Here is an 18,508-nt window from a genome sequence, read left to right as displayed (position 1 = left end):
GGCAGGCCTCAGGCTTTGTCAGTCAGGTTTTTGCCGATCATCCGCACCAGAATGATCGCGGCGATGTTGGCGATGACCACGGCTATCAAGCCGCCCGCCGAGGCCATGCCGACGTCGAACTGCACCAGCGCCTGGTTGTAGATCAGGTAGGCGAGGTTGGTCGAGGCGTAGCCGGGGCCGCCGTTGGTGGTGGTGAAGATTTCGGCAAACACGGAGAGCAGGAAGATCGTCTCGATCATCACCACCACGGCAATCGGTCGGGCCAGATGCGGCAAGGTCAGGTGCCAGAAGATCGCGATCGGTCCGGCGCCATCGAGGCGTGCGGCTTCCTTCTGCTCCTGGTCGAGAGACTGCATGGCGGTCATCAGGATCAGGATCGCGAAGGGCAGCCATTGCCACGAAACAATGATGATGATCGACAGCAGCGGGTAGTGCGCCAGCCAGTCCACCGGTTGCGCGCCAAACAGTTTCCAGAGGTAGGCGAGAATCCCGGAGACCGGATGGAAAATCAGGTTTTTCCAGATCAGCGCGCCGACCGTGGGCATGATGAAGAACGGCGAAATCAGCAAGACCCGAACGATGCCCCGACCGAGAAACTCGCTGGCCTCCAGCAAGGCGCTGATCAACACGCCTAACACCACGCTGATCAGCAGCACACTGCCGACCAGCAACAGGGTGTTGGTGGCACCGGGCATGAAGCCCGAGTCGGTCAGGAAGTAAGTGAAGTTCTCAAGCCCGACGAACTCGTTCTCGCCGGGGTTGAGCAGGTTGTAGCGGATCATCGAAAAGTAAAGGGTCATGCCCAGCGGCACGATCATCCACAGCAGCAACAGGGCCACTGAGGGGCTGACCAGAAACCAGCCGGGATTGGCCACGCGACGTTTGCGCTGCGGCTTGGCGAGGTCGATGTGGGCTTTGGCAGTTGAAGTATTCATGGTGATCACAACCGAGTCATACAGACCTATGGAGATCCCATGTGGGAGCGAGCCTGCTCGCGAAAGCGGTGGATCAGTGCCATGTGTATTGGCTGGTACGACGCCTTCGCGAGCAGGCTCGCTCCCACAGGAGGCAGGAGCGAGCTTTACGGGTTACTTGGGATAACCCGCGCGCTTCATCTCGCGTTCGGTGGTTTGCTGCGCGGCGCCGAGCGCCTGGTCGACCGTGGTCTGGCCGATCAGCGCTGCCGAGAACGACTTGCCGACCTGGGTGCCAATGCCCTGGAATTCAGGAATGGTCACCAATTGAATGCCGATGTAAGGCACCGGTTTTAATGTCGGTTTGCTCGGGTCGGCCGCTTTGAGCGACTCCAGCGTCACCTTGGCGAACGGCGCGGCGCTCATGTACGCGTCGCTGTAGGTCGAGGCACGGGTGCCTGGCGGCACGTTGGCGATGCCGTCGGTTTTCGCCACCAGCTCACCGTATTCCTTGGAAGTCGCCCAAGCGCTGAAGGTTTTGGCGGCGTCCTTGGCCTTGGAGCTGGTCGGAATCGCCAGTGCCCACGAATACAGCCAGGCCGAACCTTTATCGGTGACCTGATGCGGTGCAAAGGTGAAGCCGACGTGATCGGCGACTTTGCTCTGGGTCTTGTCGGTGACGAACGAACCGGCGACGGACGCATCGACCCAGATCGCGCACTTGCCGCTGTTGAACAGGGCGAGGTTCTCGTTGAAACCATTGCTGGACGCGCCCGGCGGGCCGGATTTCTTCATGGTGTCGACATAGAAGTTCAGCGCGTTTTTCCACTCGGGGCCGTTGAATTCAGGCTGCCATTTTTCATCGAACCAGCGGGCGCCGTAAGCGTTGGCGACGGTGGTAATCAGCGCCATGTTCTCGCCCCAACCGGCCTTGCCGCGCAAGCAGATGCCGTACTGCTCCTTGTCTTTGTTAGTGAGCTTTTCGGCAAAACCGGCGATCTGCTCCCAGGTTGGGCGCTCAGGCATGGTCAGCCCGGCATCCTTGAACAGGTCGGTGCGGTAATAGGTGATCGAGCTTTCGGCGTAGAACGGCAGCGCGTACAGCGAGCCCTTGACCGACAGGCCTTCGCGCACCGACGGGAACACGTCATCAAGGGCATAATTGGCCGGCAGATCTTTCATTGGTTCCAGCCAACCCTTGCCCCCCCACAGTGCGGCTTCGTACATGCCGATGGTCAACACATCAAACTGGCCGCCCTGAGTGGCGATGTCAGTGGTCAGACGCTGACGCAGGACGTTCTCTTCCAGCACCACCCAATTGAGCTTGATGTCCGGATGCTCGGTCTCGAAGGTTTTCGAGAGCTTTTGCATGCGGATCATGTCGCTGTTATTGACGGTGGCGATGGTCAGGGTCTGGGCGCCAAGGCTGACGCTGCTCAGGGTCATGCAGGTGAGGGCAAGCAGAGCTTTTGCAGTGGGTTGCATCGTGCACTCCTTTTCTGAACCCAGAGGGGGCAGAAGGACAGTTATTGTTTTTGTGTCTTCCTGTGCAGGAAGAATGTGCAGTGATTACAGCCTTCAATCGCAGGGCTGACAAATCATCCCTAGCACTTTGATCGATACTTTTTTGCACTGGGCTTCGCGCGGAGAAACGCAGGGAAGGGGTTTTCAGAGCAGAGGCGAGATCGGTTACGTACAGGTTTGCGATGCAGACAGGCCAAAACTGTGGGAGCTGGCTTGCCAGCGATGGCGGTGGGTCAGTCGATGGAGATGCAGGTCATGCCGGCCTCATCGCTGGCAAGCCAGCTCCCACAGTGGGTCGTAGTTTTAGTTATGGTTCTGCTCAGTGAGGCGCTGCACCGCGAGGCGCCGATAATGCGAAGGCGTCATGCCCTTGAGCTGCTGGAAGCGTCGATTGAAGTTGGAAATATTGTTGAATCCTGACTCAAAGCACACGTCGGTCACTGGCTTGTCGCCGTCGGCCAGCAGCTCGCAGGATTTGCTGATGCGCAGGCGATTGACGAATTCGATGAAGTTACGTCCGGTCGCCTGTTTGAACACGCGGCTGAAGTAAGTCGGCGTCATGCCCAGATGCTCGGCGACTTCCTCCAGGGAAATGTCTCGGGCGTAGTGGCTGAAGATGTAATCCACCGCGCGGTTGGTACGGTCGATATTGTGTTCGTCGGCCAGTTGCGGGGTGGTCGCGCCGGACAGTAACTGGAAATCATCACTGGCCGCGAGCAACTCCATCAGGATGAAAAAGTGCCCCAGACGAGTGATGCCCTTGCTGTCAGCGATCCGCTGCATCAGTGTCATGGCCTGGCGAATCGTGTGTTTGCAGCGGAATTCGATCCCGTACTGCGCGCGCTCCAGCAGCGGGGCCAGGGTCTTGAGCTCGGCGAACACCTGATGGCCGCTCTCGAACAATTCGTCGGTGAAGTTGACCAGCATGTCGCGCTTTTCCACCACTTCGTCTTCAGCGACCTGGCTGATCCAGTTGTGCGGCAGATTGGGGCCGGTGAGGAACAGCGTTTGCGGGTAGAAGTTACCGATGTAATCACCGATGAATACTTTGCCTGAACTGGCGACAATCAGATGCAGCTCGTATTCCTTGTGGAAATGCCAACGCACCAACGGGCAAGGGAAACCGTGCTGACGGTAGATGATGGACAACCCGTTATGGTCGTCCATCAGTTCATAAGAAGGGTCGGTGACGCGGGCCGATCGGGTCATGACGAAGTTCTTTTGTTGTTATCGCCGGCCAATCATGCCTCTTTCCGCCTGCCCTTCACCAGCGTGCGATGACTGATGCTCAAGCCCGCGCGGTCGCCTGCTCCCCATAAACAGCCTTTTCACTGCAGGCAATCCAGCAATAGCGGGCGAGATCCGAGTCGTTGAAGTAGTCGATATTGATGATGCTGCAGCGGTTGATCAGGCCGCGTGAAGAATGAAACCAGTCATTGATATGCTCGCTCAGGCGCGTTGCCCCGCCCAGCAACGTGTAGCCGGTCGCCGACAATGACCAGAGAAACCGGTAGGGCGCCTCGGCAAGCTGGTTGGTGATGTGCGTACGCAGTTCCTCGGGGCCGGTGAACGTTGATCCAGTCCATCTGTGGATGATTCTCGGCCAGTAAACATCGTCATCCAGTTCCCGTCTTGGCGGTACCGCCATGACGATTCGGCGCCGCGGGCTCGCTCGCTTGAGCTGTTCAATCGTCAGCGAGGCATTTTCTGAGGGAACCAGTCGCGGGCCAAGTTCGCGTATCAACACCTCATTGAACAGCGGGTAATTGAACGAATTGTCACCGTCGCTCAGCTCATGAAAGTCGAGGACGATGAACTCGCCGGGGTGTTTATCGAGAAACCTTGTCACGGCGTTGATGAGATCATCGAGCGTGCGCCCGGACTTGAAGCCGTTGTGATGAAAGTAGAACGCCGAGGCCGTGGAGCCCGAGCTGTAACCGAGCCGGATGTCGAGCGCACGGGCACCATGGGTCAATTGTGCAGTGAACGAGTCGTCCTGGCACGCCGTCCAGTTACCCAGGATCAACGTATGGCCAGGGGCCTTTTGGTCCATCCCGCAATTGTGTGCGCCGGGCCAGACGATGTCGGTCAGTTTCAATCGACCGACATCTAGCACCTGATCCATCCAGTTTTCTTTATCGAACGTGTTTTGCGGCATGACAAACTCCTTGTCGCTGGAATTCGCCCCGTCCATGGGGCGAAGCATTGATCTTGCAGAGCCTCCCAAGCGGGGGGCCTTGAAGTTCCAGCGTAGAGGGCAGCGACGGCGTTGCCAAGCCTTGGAAACATTCGCACAAGGATAGCTATTTAATGGCGAGCTGATGTTGCCCTAGCGTTGCACTTTGGCCAGATTGGCTGTGCGGCAATAATCCACGATTTTTGATTCTTCCATAAAATCGACGTTGATAATGTTGCATTGGGCAGCCCAGTTGTTTTTGGTTGGATCGAACCAGATATCAAGCTCGTCGTGAATGTCGACAGGCCCGCCCAATTTGAAATAGGCGGCTGCAGATAACGACCAGGGCGACCATTTGCCGGGTGGGTCATTTATCACTTCCCCAATATAGTCTTTTAGCGTCGCGTGGCTTTTTGCGGCGGTACCATTCCATTGATGGTGGACTTGCCTGGTAAACAGTTCATAGTCGAGGTCCGGGTGCGTAGGTGCAGCCAGCAGAATACGCCGCAAGGCACTGGCCTGCTTTAACTTTGCGAGACTCTGATGTGCGTCGCCTTTTCGAATAACCAGCGGGCCAATGTAATCCTTTATGGTGTCACTGAACATTTTCGCATCAAAGTCGCCTTCGCTTTCCGACAGCTCATGGCAATCCAGGATAATGAACTCATCCGGGTTGGCACTGAGGAATTTGCGCACATCCGTTAACAGATCCTCCAGTGTCCGCGAGGACAGGAAGCCTCCATGGTGCAGGCGGAATTTCTTGATACCCTGAGTCTTTGGCATGCACACAAACCGCAGGTCGAGCGCGCGGGAACCGTGATTCAGTTGTGCGTAGAAAGAATCATGCTGGCACGCCACGAAATGGCGCGGTGTCAGTAACCCGTAAGAGGCTTTCCAGTCACTACCGGCATTATGAGTGCCCGGCAGGCTCAGTTCGCTGAGAGACAGCGTGTCAATGGCAGGGGTAGAGGCCATCCAGTTGTGGTTGGAATAGTGATTGCTCATATAACATCCTTAGGTAAATGGCGCGCCGCTTAGTTAGATGTAGGCGGCGCGAACAGGATGTTTATATCGAATGCTTGTTATTTTTCCAATATGACAATTGATACTGAATATAGGGTGCTACTGTAATTGTTTGTTCTTTGCTTCAATCCACTGCGACATGTATTGAGTGCTTTTGTGCGAATGATGACGCAACATGCTTCCAGTGAAATTGTTCTTTCTAAGTTGTTGCAAGTCATGCTGGAAATGTCGTAGTTTTTCGATCAGTGCCGGGCCATGTTCCAGCTTTGAATAACGCTCACTCAATAGTGACTGACCAGCGGATTGAGCCGCGACCCAGCAAGTTTCGTCTTGATAGAGTCGAACCGCCTCTTCGGCCAACGCCGCTGCGCTGGTTGCCACGGCTCCCGGCCAAGGATGTTGGCCTTGCATGGCTTCGGCGCCAATCGGCGTCGTCACGCTGGGCGTGCCACACAGCATCGCATCAATCAGCTTGCCTTTGATGCCGGCACCAAAACGCAAGGGCGCCAGGCATATCCGCGCTGCCGACATGACCTCTAGGGCATCCTCCGCCCAGTTCATGATGTAAAAACCCTGGGCCGGGTTGTGCAGGGCGCTGGCCTTGGGGGGCGTATAAGCGCCGTAGATGTGCAGTTGCGCACCGGGGAGTTGCGCACGGATCAATGGCCACAGCGTGTTCTTCAGCCACAGCACCGCATCCCAATTGGGCGCATGGCGAAAGTTGCCGATACTCAGGAAGTGCGCCCGCTCGTCGAAAGAACGCGGCGCAGTCACTGGCGGCTCGATCATCAGCGGGCACCAGTGCAGGATCTGCCGCGGCAATCCGAATTGCTCGACCAGCAACTCGATTTCGACTTCGGAGATCATCAGGTTCAAGTCGCATCGATACAGCGCAGCCATTTCACGCTTGGCCAGATCGGTATCGGCCATCAGTTCGAACTCCTGCGTCAATGCGGGGGCGAATAGCGAGGAGAAGTCGTTGGCGTCATCGCTGTGTTTCAGACGATCTTTGAGTCGTTGATGGCGGGCATGGCGCAGACTCTGCAGGTCGGAGGTTTCCAGCACGCGTAACGCGTTCGGGCAGTGTTTTTCGACGCGCCAGCCGAACTGTTCTTCCATCATGAACTGATCGAACAAGACGATATCCGGGGCCAGTTCACTGACGAAGGTGTCGAAACTGCTGTTGTTCAGTTCGATCGCTACTTTGCCAATGCCCAGTTGCGCAAGGTCCGCCATGTGCTCGCCGGGGCCGGCAGGGCTGCTGAACGTGACATCCCAGCCTTGCTGCACAAAGGTCTCGAGGATTTGCATCACATGCCCACTGGCCGCCGATGACGCGGGTTCCGGCCACACGTAACCGATGACCAGGACTTTAGTGGCGGCGGGCTGAATCATGAGCGGTAATCCTGAGCAAACAACGGGTGGGGAACGAAAAAAGCCGGCAATTAAACCACAGCATTTGACACCTTGGGCTCCTGCGTAGGGTTGCACCCGGCGGGTGCAGGACGCTGAGCGACAATCGGCGCGTTGGTGTGCTCTATGCCAGGCAGGTTTTTCGCGTTGGCTTATGTTTTTTGGTGATTGGCACAAGTGCCAGGCAATCTAAAAACTGGTAGTTCTTACAGGTTTCAAACGAGGGGTGGTGCGCCAGGATGGTGTTTCTATCGATGCATAAGGAGTGATGGTCATGGCCCTTAAAAACACGGATGACAAAACAAATGCGCAGGCTAAAAGCTACGAGGCTCCAGTGACACAGAGGCAGCTTAAAGTCTCTATTAAGGATGCGCTGGAAAATTCAGGCGAGGTGGAGAGTGACAAAAGCGATGACAAGCCACCTCAGCCCCAAGGGCGTGCTCTGAGGAGCCCCGGGAAACATGGTTGGGACTAAAAACTTCAGCGCCGATACCCGGCAAAGCCGGCACAAAAAAGAACCCCAGTGATCGCCAGACCGCTGGGGTTTTTCTTTGCGTGTCGAATGCTTGAGGTCGCTGTGATCTAACCTGCGCCCTGATTTGCCCAAGGCGCGTTCAACAGCCAGGAGCGCACAAGGCCATCAGAGGATGTTGAGTTTTATCAATGCCCGATCATGGATGAACCCGTACCGAGCCCGCTCCAGTGCTTCTCTCATGACTTTTACATTCTGCTGATACGCAGGTTTGTTGGTTTTCAACTGGCTTAACAACGATGTGGCCAACGAAAACGAATCCGCATTTTTCAACGCTGTTCCACGGTTGTAATTGACGTCCGGGAAGCTGGGTAAATTCATCGACACCATGCCGTTGGCAAGATTCAGCAACGGCGCAGAGTCAAGTTGCTGATAGCCCTTTTGGTAAACACCAGTGTCCAGCGCATAGGCGAAATCCTTGGTTCTTGGCGTTCCATGGAAAATTTCATGGACAAAAATATCTGCCGCCGCGGCAGGGTTGAAATGGTCGTTGCGATACGCATCATTAAAGTTACGGGTGTAAACGTGAATGAACTGGTTCTCTGCATTTTTAACCCTGTCTCCATTCTTCCAGTCATTGTATTTCCCCCATTCCAGCGCAGCATAGGCATCACTGTTTTTGGTGCTGTCGAGCTGAATGTTTTTGGGTTCCACCCGTGAAAGGTCTGTCTTGACGTCGGTCAGATACTGCCGATACACGCGTCGCGCATCGACGGAGTTGTCTCCCAGGAGCAGCTCAAGCACGATGCCGGACTCGCTGATCAGGTTCGGATCGTCCAGGACCTTGATGGCGTCGTCCACTTTCCGGCTGGCGACGGGCAGGCTCTTTTTGATGATCGCGCGGGCATAGGTGTTGGGCAGGATCTTGTTCCAGTGCGGGCGCGGGAGCGTGATGTTCAAATCGAAGTTCCTCAACTTCTCCCCCCATGGCTGACGAAAACGATTCAAGGCGTACCAGTCATCGTTGTAGCGCGTAGCCAGAATCCTCAGCGGTTCGGATGCTGCGCCACTCGGTCGCCAGATGCCGTGGGCGATGTCTGTGCGCTCTGCGGCCTTGATCAGATCGTAGGATTGCGCGTGCCCGGTCAGCCTGCGTATCTGAAAAGTGGCGATTTCCAGCGATTGCTGGCCTGCGCGGCCGAATCGGGAAACCCCTTTGCCAAGCATTTTCAGGCCTGCTTGCGCCAACTCAACCCAACCATCCAACGGGTTGAACACAGCATTGATAAAGCCGATGGACGCCTTGGCCAACTGGAAGCTTTTAGAGGCGAGTGAGGCCGTCCGGGCACCGATGGTGACGATTTTTCCGACCACGGCGACCACCAGCAACAGCGTCATCGCGGCTTCAAGGATGCAGGACTTCGCCCCGGACAGCTGACGGTCGGTGTCGCCTGAGGCGATGTCTTCAATACAGGATTTGAACGGCACAATGATGTTGAGCAGGGTGTCCAGATCGGCTTCACGCTTGGCGCGCAGCTTTTCCAGTCTGGTGTGTCCCCAGCATTCCTTGACCAATTCATCGTAGGTCGCAATCGGCCGATGTTTGAGTACGAAGTTGGCGAGCCGATCAAAATCGCCGTCGAAAAAGCTTTGGTAGTAGCCCTTGGGTTGAATATCAAGATTGTTTAGCGCGGGCAAAACGGCCAGTTTCTCGATGATGCCTTGACTGGCAGCGACGAAACCGGGCGGTACACCGTGCGTATAGCATTCAACGTTGGTGGGAATGTTTATAAGGGCGGCGGGTGCGCCGTATTGCGTGAGATTGCCGGTAAAGTCTTCTCGGGCAGGGGTTTTTAGCAAGCCAGCATCATTGATCAGTTTGCCCAGCGCGGGGTTGGCGAGACATTTACCCTGCAAAGTGAAGAGTTCATAACAATAGACTTGCCCCTCCACAGACGCGCAGATCACCACGCCATAACGTCCGGTGGCGGCGTCTTTGCCTTGCTGATTTTCCACCAGTCGCAAGTTGTGCACCGCGTCTATGACGTTGCCGATGAGATCGAACGGCGTTAACGCAATGTCCATGGAGGGCGTGGGGACTATTGCCGCAGAAGACCTCACGGTGAAGAGCGTGATCCGCCCTTGCAGCAATCGCTCACGATCAACCTTGGGTATTGAGGAGAACGCAAGTTTCAGGTGCGTGGCCATCGCCTCTGTATGTGGCACATAGTCGCGATGGAACTGACGATGAAACAGACTTTGCGCAGAGACCAGTTCGCGAAGCAGACCTGGATACGCCGTGTAAAGACTTGTGCCTTGTTTGACATCCCAATCACCTGGCGCAAGATCGTTGGACATGTGCAGGTCCACCAGGGACATCGCCAATGGTTCGGACAAGCTGTCCTGATATTGTCTATTGCGAACCTGATAAACCACTTCATCCTCAAGATAACTGCAGCCAGGCGCGACGTGTTTGAGGATATCCAGCGCTATCGTTCGACGGGTCGGCAGTGGCCGAGACAGCGTGTTCGCCGTGTCGGTGTAACTTTGCGCATAACGCTCATACGCTGACAGTGCCTTTTCCAGCGAGCGTGGCAGTGAGGTTTTGGTTTCATCCAGGCTGATAATGCTGTTGAGCAGGGCCCAGTCAACCACAGGGTCCACTGACGCCAGCGCATTGAGCGCTTGTTGAGATTCGCTGATCGACGCGAAGCTCAACACGTCGAGCACTTGTCGGTAATTCATCAGCCTGGACGCACCGGGGGCGCCAATCTCGACGGTCGCCACTGCCCGACAATAATCGACCCATTGCGGCGTACCGAGAAAAAGCGTCGGCGGTAAATCCTTGACGAGGAACTCCGGCGCTTTACTGGCTAACAGCAAATGGGTCGCCAGTGCGAGTTCCATCTCACCGATTGCACAATGCTCAAGCAAATGTTCTTCGAGCTTTGTGTGCACGTCGGCAAAAGTCATTTCCATATGTTCGGCCGCGTAGAGATTGAAGCCGGCGACATGATTACGGGGTTCGTCTTCTGCGCACGCTGGATAGAGATCCAGCACGATGGCGGTCAACAGCAACTGCTGTAAGTGTTCCTGTGCAACACGCTGATCATCGCGTGCGCCGAACCAGTCCAGATCCCTGAGGTAAGTTTCTGCGTAGCGACGTGCAATAGGGCTGGCAGCGAGAGCCGACACGACCGATTGTGCCTCGGACCGCTTGAACGGAGCGGCGCGCCCACCGTGAGTGATGTCTGCCAGATGGCTCAGCAATGGCTGTCCGCCGGTGTATTGCCGGGTTAAGGCGCGGATCTGGTCACGTTGCTCTGGCAGTAGGGCTTTTGCGTTGACGTCGTTGCCATTGAGCATTTCCCAATAGTTGCCCAAGGGCGGGCTGGCGGGATATTCGTATTGCAGGAAAGCCAGCAACCGCTGCGCGTCCATCGCGGTTTGCGGAACATTGAATTGGTGAAACTTAAGCCATTGCACGATATCAACGTGGTCGTCGAGAGTAATACTGCCACCGGCCAGTTCCGCCAGTTCATACAATAGCTGAAGGTCTTCCTGCAGTGTCGGCGCAAGTTTTTCTGCATGACTGAATATTCGTGCCTGGCCGTCGAAGCGGGCATCTATCTGGCCACTGGCGGTAACACTCAATACGGCATGAGAAGGAATCTGAAGTTTGCCCAGCAGTCGCTGCAATTCAACCTTCGCGGTCATTTCCTGCAAGATGGCGATGCCGGGTTTGAGGGCATTGTGCAGCGCTGACTCAGGCGCCAGAAAGATCTGGGCGTCCCAGTGAACGATGCTCTCAGCGTGTGCGTACCTGCGCACAACGGTGGTCAGTTTATCGATAACTTGCAGGCGTTCGCGTCTGTCAGTCATTAACGAATCATAATGGGCGACTTTTGTCGGTGCGCCACGAGATAGTTTGTACGCCGAGGCGCTGATATTGATATTGATCATGAAGAACCCTGGGTGAACTGTATTTGCAGTTCGGGAACTTTCTTTTATGGATTGATCGCAGGCAAGCGCTGTGGCGTAAGTTTCTATTGCGAGAACTTTATATGAGATAAATAAAAACGACCGTCACAACTTGTTGTTGTGACGGCCATTGGCTTTGCGTGGGTAAAATGTGTCGGGTGCCGTTGACAAGAGGCCCGGTTATTACTGTCAGGTTATGTTTCTGGCCTCGAAGTTTTCATTGGGAAATTTACGTTAGCCGATTATTTCACTGACCTTGTCACGCAATTGATCAATTGAGAACGGTTTGCCAATGATGTGCATGCCCGCAGGCACATCGATGCTCTCGGCATAACCGCTGGCAAACAGGATCGGCAACTCAAAGCGCAGAGCCCGCGCTTCGGTGGCGAGTTCGCGGCCATCCATGCCCGGCAGGCCGACATCGGTCATCATCAGATCGATGGGCTGATTTTCATTCTTGAGGAATTCCAGCGCCTGCTCACTGCCGTCCGCTTCCAGCACTTTGAAGTCCAGTTCCTCCAGCACATCGACGATCAGCATGCGCACGATGGCGTCGTCTTCTACTACAAGGATGGTGGCGGCGGTGGCGGACATGATAAGGGTCTCGAAAAAGTGGATTCAGTGTCGTCCGGTCGATCAAATATGCCGGGCTCGTGCATCAGTAAGTGGCGCAGTGCCACAAGTTCCCCGCATGAACGCCAAAAAGCATAGCGGCTGAACGTTCGGGAAGGATAACTGCTGCGCGAGGCCCCGGTGTGGGCAATTACGCCGATTTACAGCTAAAGCTGCAGGAAAAATGGATCCATACCGCTGTTTTGGGGCAAACTCTCTGGTTTTCAACAGTTCGACAAGGCTGCCCCATGTCCTCTCCGTCTTCGGTAGATGAGCAACGGTTTCGCAAACTCCTGAGTCGCAACATCAGCCTGCCGCTGGGTGTTGGCGTGCTCAGTGCAGTGTTCTTCGTGTCGCTGATCACGTATCTGCTGTCGGTTATTCAGTGGGTCGAACACACAGACCGGGTGATCAATAACGCCAACGAAGCGGTGAAACTTACCGTGGATCTGGAAACCGGCATGCGCGGCTTTCTGCTCAGCGGCGACGAGCATTTCCTCGATCCGTACGAAACGGCCAAGCCGCGAATCGCCGTTGCGCTCAATACCTTGCTCGAACTGACCGCCGACAATCCAGTGCAGACCGATCGCTTGCGCCGTCTCCAGGCCTTGCAGATTGAATGGGCAACCTACGCGCAATCGATGATCGATCTGCAGCGCAGCAGCGGGGATTACCGAGGCGCCGTCAAGGCCGGACGCGGTAAGCGCCTGACCGACGAGATTCGCAAGCAGTTTGAAGACGTGATCGACATGGAGCAGCAGTTGCGCACCACACGCAACGAAGAAGTGCGCCGCACCACGATCTGGAGCATCACCCTGTACCTGATTTTTGTGGCGGGCATCAGTGCGTTGCTGGCGTACATCGGGCGTCGTGACCTGGTCAACCTGTCCGAAAGCTACGGCGCCACATTGGCGGCGCAGAATGCCAGTGCCGAGCGCCTGGAGCAGCAAGCATGGCTGCGTAACGGGCAGACCGAGTTGGCCGAGCAGGTGCTGGGACAACTGACGCTCAACCTGCTGGGCCGCAATATTTTGCAGTTCTGCGCGCAATACCTGGGCACCGCCGTGGCGGCGCTTTACGTACGCGAAGAGCACGGTGGCCTCAAGCGAGTGGCGACTTATGGCTTCTCTCGCGAGCAGGAAGAGCAGGACCAGTCGATCTACAGCGGCGAAGGCATTGTCGGCCAGGTCGCGCAGCAGGCGCGGCTTATTCGTCTCGATTCAGTACCGTCAGATTACTTCAAAGTCAGCTCCGGTCTGGGGCAAGGCCTGCCGCACAGCGTGCTGGTGGTGCCGACCAGCGATGACGAACGGGTCAACGGCGTGATCGAACTGGGTTTCCTGCGTCCGCTCAACGACCGCGATATCGAATTGCTGGAATTGATTGCCGGCAACATCGGCACCTCGATCGAGGCCGCTCGCTACCGTCAGCGCTTGCAGGAAGTGCTGGCCGAAACCCAGCAACTCAACGAAGAGTTGCAGGTCCAGCAGGAAGAGCTGAAGACCGCCAACGAAGAGCTGGAAGAGCAATCGCGGATCCTCAAGGAATCCCAGGCGCATCTGGAAACCCAGCAAATCGAGCTGGAGCAGACCAACGAACAGCTCGCCGAACAGGCGCAGACCCTGGCCGAGCAACGCGACGCCATGGACCTGAAAAACACCGAACTGAATCAGGCGCAAGTGCAACTTGAAGAGCGCGCCGAAGAACTGCAGCGTTCGAGCAAGTACAAGTCCGAATTCCTCGCCAACATGTCCCATGAACTGCGCACGCCGCTGAACAGCTCGCTGATTCTGGCCAAGTTGCTGGCGGAGAACCCGCAGGACAATCTCAGCGCCGAACAGGTCAAGTTTGCCGAGTCGATCTACTCTGCCGGCAACGATCTGCTCAACCTGATCAACGACATTCTTGATATTTCCAAGGTCGAGGCCGGCAAGCTGGAAGTGATCCCGGAAAATACCAGCGTCGCGCGCTTGGCTGATGGTCTGCGCAGCGTGTTTGAACCGCTGGCCGCCGACAAGCGCCTGACCTTTAGCGTTGATCTGCTTCCGGACGCACCGGTGACACTGTTTACCGACCGCCAGCGCCTGGAGCAGGTGATCAAAAACCTGCTGTCCAACGCCGTGAAATTCACCGAACAGGGCACTGTCAGCCTGACCATCAGCGGTCAGCCGAATGAGCGCATTGCGTTCATCGTGCGCGATTCGGGCATCGGCATTGCCGCCGATCAGCAGGAAAGCATCTTCGAGGCGTTCCGTCAGGCCGATGGCACCACCAATCGCAAATACGGCGGCACCGGGCTGGGCCTGTCGATTTCGCGCGATCTGGCCACGTTGCTCGGCGGCTCGATCAGCGTCAGCAGCGCGCCGGGGCAGGGCAGTGTGTTCACGCTGGTATTGCCGCAGCAGTACAACGAGTCCACCGACGTATCGCATGCGCCATTGACCTTCACCCCGCCTGCACACACCGTGACAGCGGCCGTTGCCCCGGCGATTGTGGTTTCACCGCTGGCGCCGGTGAACATCCCGCGCTTTGCCGATGACCGCGACAAGGCACCGTTCGCCACCCGCTGCATTCTGGTGGTGGAAGATGAGCCGAACTTTGCACACATTCTCTACGATCTGGCCCACGAACTCGGCTATCAGTGCCTGGTCGCCCACGGCGCCGATGAAGGGTATGACCTGGCGCGCGAGTTCGTCCCGGATGCGATCCTGCTCGACATGCGCCTGCCGGACCATTCCGGTCTGACTGTATTGCAGCGCCTGAAAGAACACGCCGAAACCCGGCACATCCCGGTGCATGTGATCTCGGTCGAGGATCGGGTCGAAGCGGCAATGCACATGGGCGCGATCGGTTACGCGGTCAAACCGACCACACGCGAAGAGCTCAAGGACGTTTTCGCCCGCCTCGAAGCCAAGCTGACCCAGAAGGTCAAGCGCGTGCTGTTGGTCGAAGACGACGATTTGCAGCGCGAGAGCATCGCGCGGCTGATTGGCGACGACGACATTGAAATCACCGCCGTGGGCCTGGCCCAGGACGCGCTGGAGCTGCTGCGCACGACGATTTTCGATTGCATGGTCATCGACTTGAAGCTGCCGGACATGCTCGGCAACGAACTGCTCAAGCGCATGTCCACCGAGGACATCTGCTCGTTCCCGCCGGTCATTGTCTACACCGGGCGCAACCTGACCCGTGACGAAGAGGCCGACCTGCGCAAGTATTCGCGCTCGATCATCATCAAGGGTGCGCGGTCGCCGGAGCGCCTGCTCGATGAGGTCACACTCTTTTTGCACAAAGTCGAATCGCAGTTGTCCCATGAACGGCAGAAGATGCTCAAGACCGCGCGCAGTCGCGACAAGGTCTTTGAGGGGCGCAAAGTGTTGCTGGTGGACGATGATGTGCGCAACATTTTCGCCCTGACCAGTGCGTTGGAGACCAAAGGCGCAGTCGTGGTGATCGGTCGTAATGGCCGTGAAGCGATTGAGAAACTCAATGAAGTCGAGGACATCGACCTGGTGCTGATGGACGTGATGATGCCGGAAATGGATGGCTTCGAAGCCACTATTGAAATCCGCAAGGATCCGCGCTGGCGCAAACTGCCCATTATTGCGGTGACGGCCAAGGCCATGAAGGACGATCAGGAGCGCTGCCTGCAGGCGGGCGCCAACGATTATCTGGCCAAGCCCATCGACCTGGATCGCTTGTTCTCGTTGATTCGCGTGTGGTTACCGAAGATGGAACGCATTTAGTGGAACGCAGTCATCCTCAGGAACGAAATACCGAAATCGAATTGCGGCTGTTGATTGAGGCGATCTACCTCAAGTACAGCTACGATTTTCGCGATTACTCCGGCGCTTCGATCAAGCGCCGGGTACAACACGCATTGGGCCAGTTCGAGTGCGCGACGATTTCGGCGTTGCAGGAAAAAGTCCTGCACGACCCGACCGCGTTCATGCAGTTGCTGCAATTGCTGACGATTCCGGTCAGCGAGATGTTTCGTGATCCGTCGCACTTTCTGGCGATTCGCCAGGAAGTGGTGCCGCTGCTCAGAACCTATCCGTCGATCAAGATCTGGATCGCCGGGTGCAGCACGGGGGAGGAGGTCTATTCGATGGCGATTCTGCTGCGCGAAGAAGGCCTGCTCGATCGGACGATCATTTACGCCACCGACATTAACCCGCGCTCGCTGGACAAGGCCAAGCAGGGGATCTTTTCAATGGAAAACGTCCGCGCCTATACCGCCAACTACCAGCAGGCCGGTGGTCAGTGTTCATTTGCCGATTACTACACGGCGGCCTACGGCTACGCGATTTTCGACAAGAGCCTGTGCGAAAACGTGACGTTCGCCGACCACAGTCTGGCGACCGACAGCGTGTTCTCCGAAACCCAATTGATTTCCTGCCGTAACGTTCTGATCTACTTCAACAAGAAGCTTCAGGATCGGGCGTTCGGGTTGTTCCATGAGTCACTGTGCCATCGCGGTTTTCTGGTGCTGGGCAGCAAAGAAACGCTGGATTTTTCCAGCTACGCCAACCAGTTCGAACCACTGGTGAAACAAGAACGGATCTACCGCAAATCATGAACGACACTGCGGATCTGCCTCGAATCGAGGCTATTGTGGTCGGTGCTTCTGCCGGTGGCGTTGAGGCCTTGCTGAACCTGCTCGCGCCACTGCGCCAAGGGTTTTTATTGCCGATCATTATCGTGCTGCACCTGCCGGAAGAGCGCCGTAGCCAACTGGCTGAAGTGTTTGCCCGACGTCTGTCGCTGCCGGTGGCAGAGGCGACGGACAAGCAGGATATCGAGGCGGGCACGGTGTATTTCGCCACGCCTGGATATCACCTGTCGGTGGAACAGGATCGCAGCCTGTCCTTGAGCCAAGAGGATCGCAATCATCATTCCCGGCCCTCGATTGATTACTTGTTCGAGTCCGCCGCCGACGTCTATGGCCCGAAGTTGGCCGCTGTGCTGCTGACCGGCGCCAACCATGATGGCGCGCGTGGACTGGCACAGGTCAAACGCCGTGGCGGGCTGACCGTCGTCCAGGACCCCGCCGACGCCCAAGTCGCGACCATGCCTCTGGCTGCCCTGAAAACCCAGCAGCCGGATCATGTTTTACCCATCCACGGCATCGGCCGTCTGCTTGTCGAGCTGGAACGAATCGCATGCTGAGTAATATCCAGGCAAAACTGCTGATCGTCGACGATCTGCCCGAGAACCTGCTGGCGCTTGAAGCGCTGATCAAACGTGAAGATCGCACTGTCTACAAGGCGCTGTCGGCGGACGAAGCACTGTCGCTGCTGCTGCAACACGAATTCGCCATGGCCATCCTTGACGTGCAGATGCCCGGCATGAACGGCTTCGAACTGGCCGAGTTGATGCGCGGCACCGAGAAAACCAAGAACATCCCGATCATTTTCGTCAGCGCTGCCGGCCGTGAACTGAACTACGCGTTCAAAGGCTACGAAAGCGGGGCCGTCGACTTCCTGCACAAGCCGCTGGATATCCATGCGGTGAAGAGCAAGGTCAACGTCTTTGTTGATCTGTACCGCCAGAGCAAGGCCATGAAGCAACAGGTCGAAGCGCTGGAGCAGGCCCGACGCGAGCAGGAAGCGCTGCTGCAACAGTTGCAGAGTACCCAGCTGGAGCTTGAGCAAGCGGTGCGCATGCGTGATGACTTCATGTCGATTGTCGCCCACGAAGTGCGCACGCCGCTTAATGGCCTGATCCTCGAAACCCAGTTACGCAAGATGCACCTGGCGCGAGACAACGCCGCGGCGTTCACCCTCGACAAAATGCACGCCATGGTCGATCGCGACGAGCGCCAGATCAAAAGCCTGATTCGTCTGATCGAGGACATGCTCGACGTGTCACGGATTCGTACCGGCAAGTTATCGATCCGGCCAAACCGTTTCGATCTGGTGCAACTGGTCGCCAATCTGCTGCAAAACTTCGCACAGCAGATGGAGGCGGCGGAAACGGCAGTGACCTTTGAGGCAGAGTTGCCGGTGGAGGGTTATTGGGACGAATTCCGCATCGAGCAGGTGATTTCCAATCTGTTGACCAACGCCTTGCGTTACGGCGGCAGAAGTCCGGTTCAGGTGCGCGTTTACCGTCAAGGCAACGAAGCGCGGGTCGAGGTGCAGGACCACGGGATCGGCATCAGTGCCGAGAACCAGAAACGCATTTTCCAACAGTTCGAACGGGTTTCCGCCAAGACGGTAGTGGCCGGGCTCGGACTGGGTCTGTTCATTTCCGAGCAGATCGTCGCCGCCCATGGCGGTTCTATCGTCGTCGAGAGTGAAATCAACGAAGGCGCCCTGTTTCGCGTTTGTCTGCCGATTCAGGAAAACGGCAAATCCGACGCAACCTCTGAGTGACCGCACGGTCGTATCA

12 protein-coding genes are annotated in these 18,508 nt (G+C 56.7%); 4 read left to right on the top strand and 8 right to left on the bottom strand.

Annotated elements, in window-relative coordinates:
• Positions 1-8 precede the first annotated feature (8 nt).
• The 8 genes from CKW18_RS16900 to CKW18_RS16860 all read right to left on the bottom strand — a co-directional run bounded on the left by CKW18_RS16900 (position 9) and on the right by CKW18_RS16860 (position 12,097).
• Positions 9-935, bottom strand: coding sequence for a carbohydrate ABC transporter permease (locus CKW18_RS16900; RefSeq protein WP_095189868.1), 927 nt, complete (start codon positions 933-935; stop codon positions 9-11).
• Between the two features lie 153 nt (positions 936-1,088).
• On the bottom strand, positions 1,089-2,399 hold the full coding sequence (locus CKW18_RS16895) for a sugar ABC transporter substrate-binding protein (protein WP_095189841.1): 1,311 nt from the start codon (positions 2,397-2,399) through the stop codon (positions 1,089-1,091).
• Between the two features lie 342 nt (positions 2,400-2,741).
• Entirely contained in the window at positions 2,742-3,647 is a 906-nt protein-coding gene (locus tag CKW18_RS16890) for an AraC family transcriptional regulator (RefSeq protein ID WP_095189840.1), read from the bottom strand.
• Positions 3,648-3,726: 79 nt separating this feature from the next.
• Complete coding sequence (locus tag CKW18_RS16885; protein ID WP_095189839.1) at positions 3,727-4,596, bottom strand: phospholipase; 870 nt, start codon at positions 4,594-4,596, stop codon at positions 3,727-3,729.
• Positions 4,597-4,767: 171 nt separating this feature from the next.
• Positions 4,768-5,619, bottom strand: a complete 852-nt coding sequence (locus CKW18_RS16880) for a phosphatidylinositol-specific phospholipase C domain-containing protein (RefSeq protein ID WP_095189838.1) — start codon at positions 5,617-5,619, stop codon at positions 4,768-4,770.
• 117 nt (positions 5,620-5,736) lie between these two features.
• Positions 5,737-7,032 (bottom strand): glycosyltransferase, encoded by a 1,296-nt coding sequence (locus CKW18_RS16875; RefSeq protein ID WP_095189837.1) that lies wholly within the window; start codon positions 7,030-7,032, stop codon positions 5,737-5,739.
• A 658-nt stretch (positions 7,033-7,690) separates the two neighbouring features.
• Positions 7,691-11,485 carry a hypothetical protein gene (locus tag CKW18_RS16865; protein WP_141233111.1) on the bottom strand — a complete coding sequence of 1,265 codons (3,795 nt, stop codon included), beginning with the start codon at positions 11,483-11,485 and terminating at the stop codon, positions 7,691-7,693.
• 252 nt (positions 11,486-11,737) lie between these two features.
• Positions 11,738-12,097: a response regulator gene (locus CKW18_RS16860; RefSeq protein WP_095189834.1), complete on the bottom strand. Its 360-nt coding sequence runs from the start codon at positions 12,095-12,097 to the stop codon at positions 11,738-11,740.
• Positions 12,098-12,363: 266 nt separating this feature from the next.
• Here CKW18_RS16860 and CKW18_RS16855 point away from each other — a divergent pair, with 266 nt between their 5' ends.
• Genes CKW18_RS16855 through CKW18_RS16840 form a run of 4 tightly spaced genes read left to right on the top strand, consistent with a single transcriptional unit; the run spans position 12,364 to position 18,492 of the window.
• Entirely contained in the window at positions 12,364-15,861 is a 3,498-nt protein-coding gene (locus tag CKW18_RS16855) for a response regulator (protein WP_095189833.1), read from the top strand.
• On the top strand, positions 15,861-16,694 hold the full coding sequence (locus tag CKW18_RS16850; RefSeq protein ID WP_095189832.1) for a protein-glutamate O-methyltransferase CheR: 834 nt from the start codon (positions 15,861-15,863) through the stop codon (positions 16,692-16,694). The genes CKW18_RS16855 and CKW18_RS16850 overlap by 1 nt, the downstream gene beginning before the upstream one ends.
• Complete coding sequence (locus CKW18_RS16845; RefSeq protein WP_095189831.1) at positions 16,691-17,284, top strand: chemotaxis protein CheB; 594 nt, start codon at positions 16,691-16,693, stop codon at positions 17,282-17,284. Before CKW18_RS16850 ends, CKW18_RS16845 begins: the two co-directional genes overlap by 4 nt.
• Positions 17,278-18,492, top strand: coding sequence for a hybrid sensor histidine kinase/response regulator (locus CKW18_RS16840; RefSeq protein WP_095189830.1), 1,215 nt, complete (start codon positions 17,278-17,280; stop codon positions 18,490-18,492). The genes CKW18_RS16845 and CKW18_RS16840 overlap by 7 nt, the downstream gene beginning before the upstream one ends.
• Positions 18,493-18,508 lie beyond the last annotated feature (16 nt).

This window comes from Pseudomonas sp. Irchel 3E19 (assembly GCF_900187585.1).
Taxonomy (GTDB): domain Bacteria; phylum Pseudomonadota; class Gammaproteobacteria; order Pseudomonadales; family Pseudomonadaceae; genus Aquipseudomonas; species Aquipseudomonas baetica.
The sequence above is the reverse complement of the archived record's forward strand: the minus strand, read 5'-3'. Positions and strand labels throughout refer to the sequence as shown.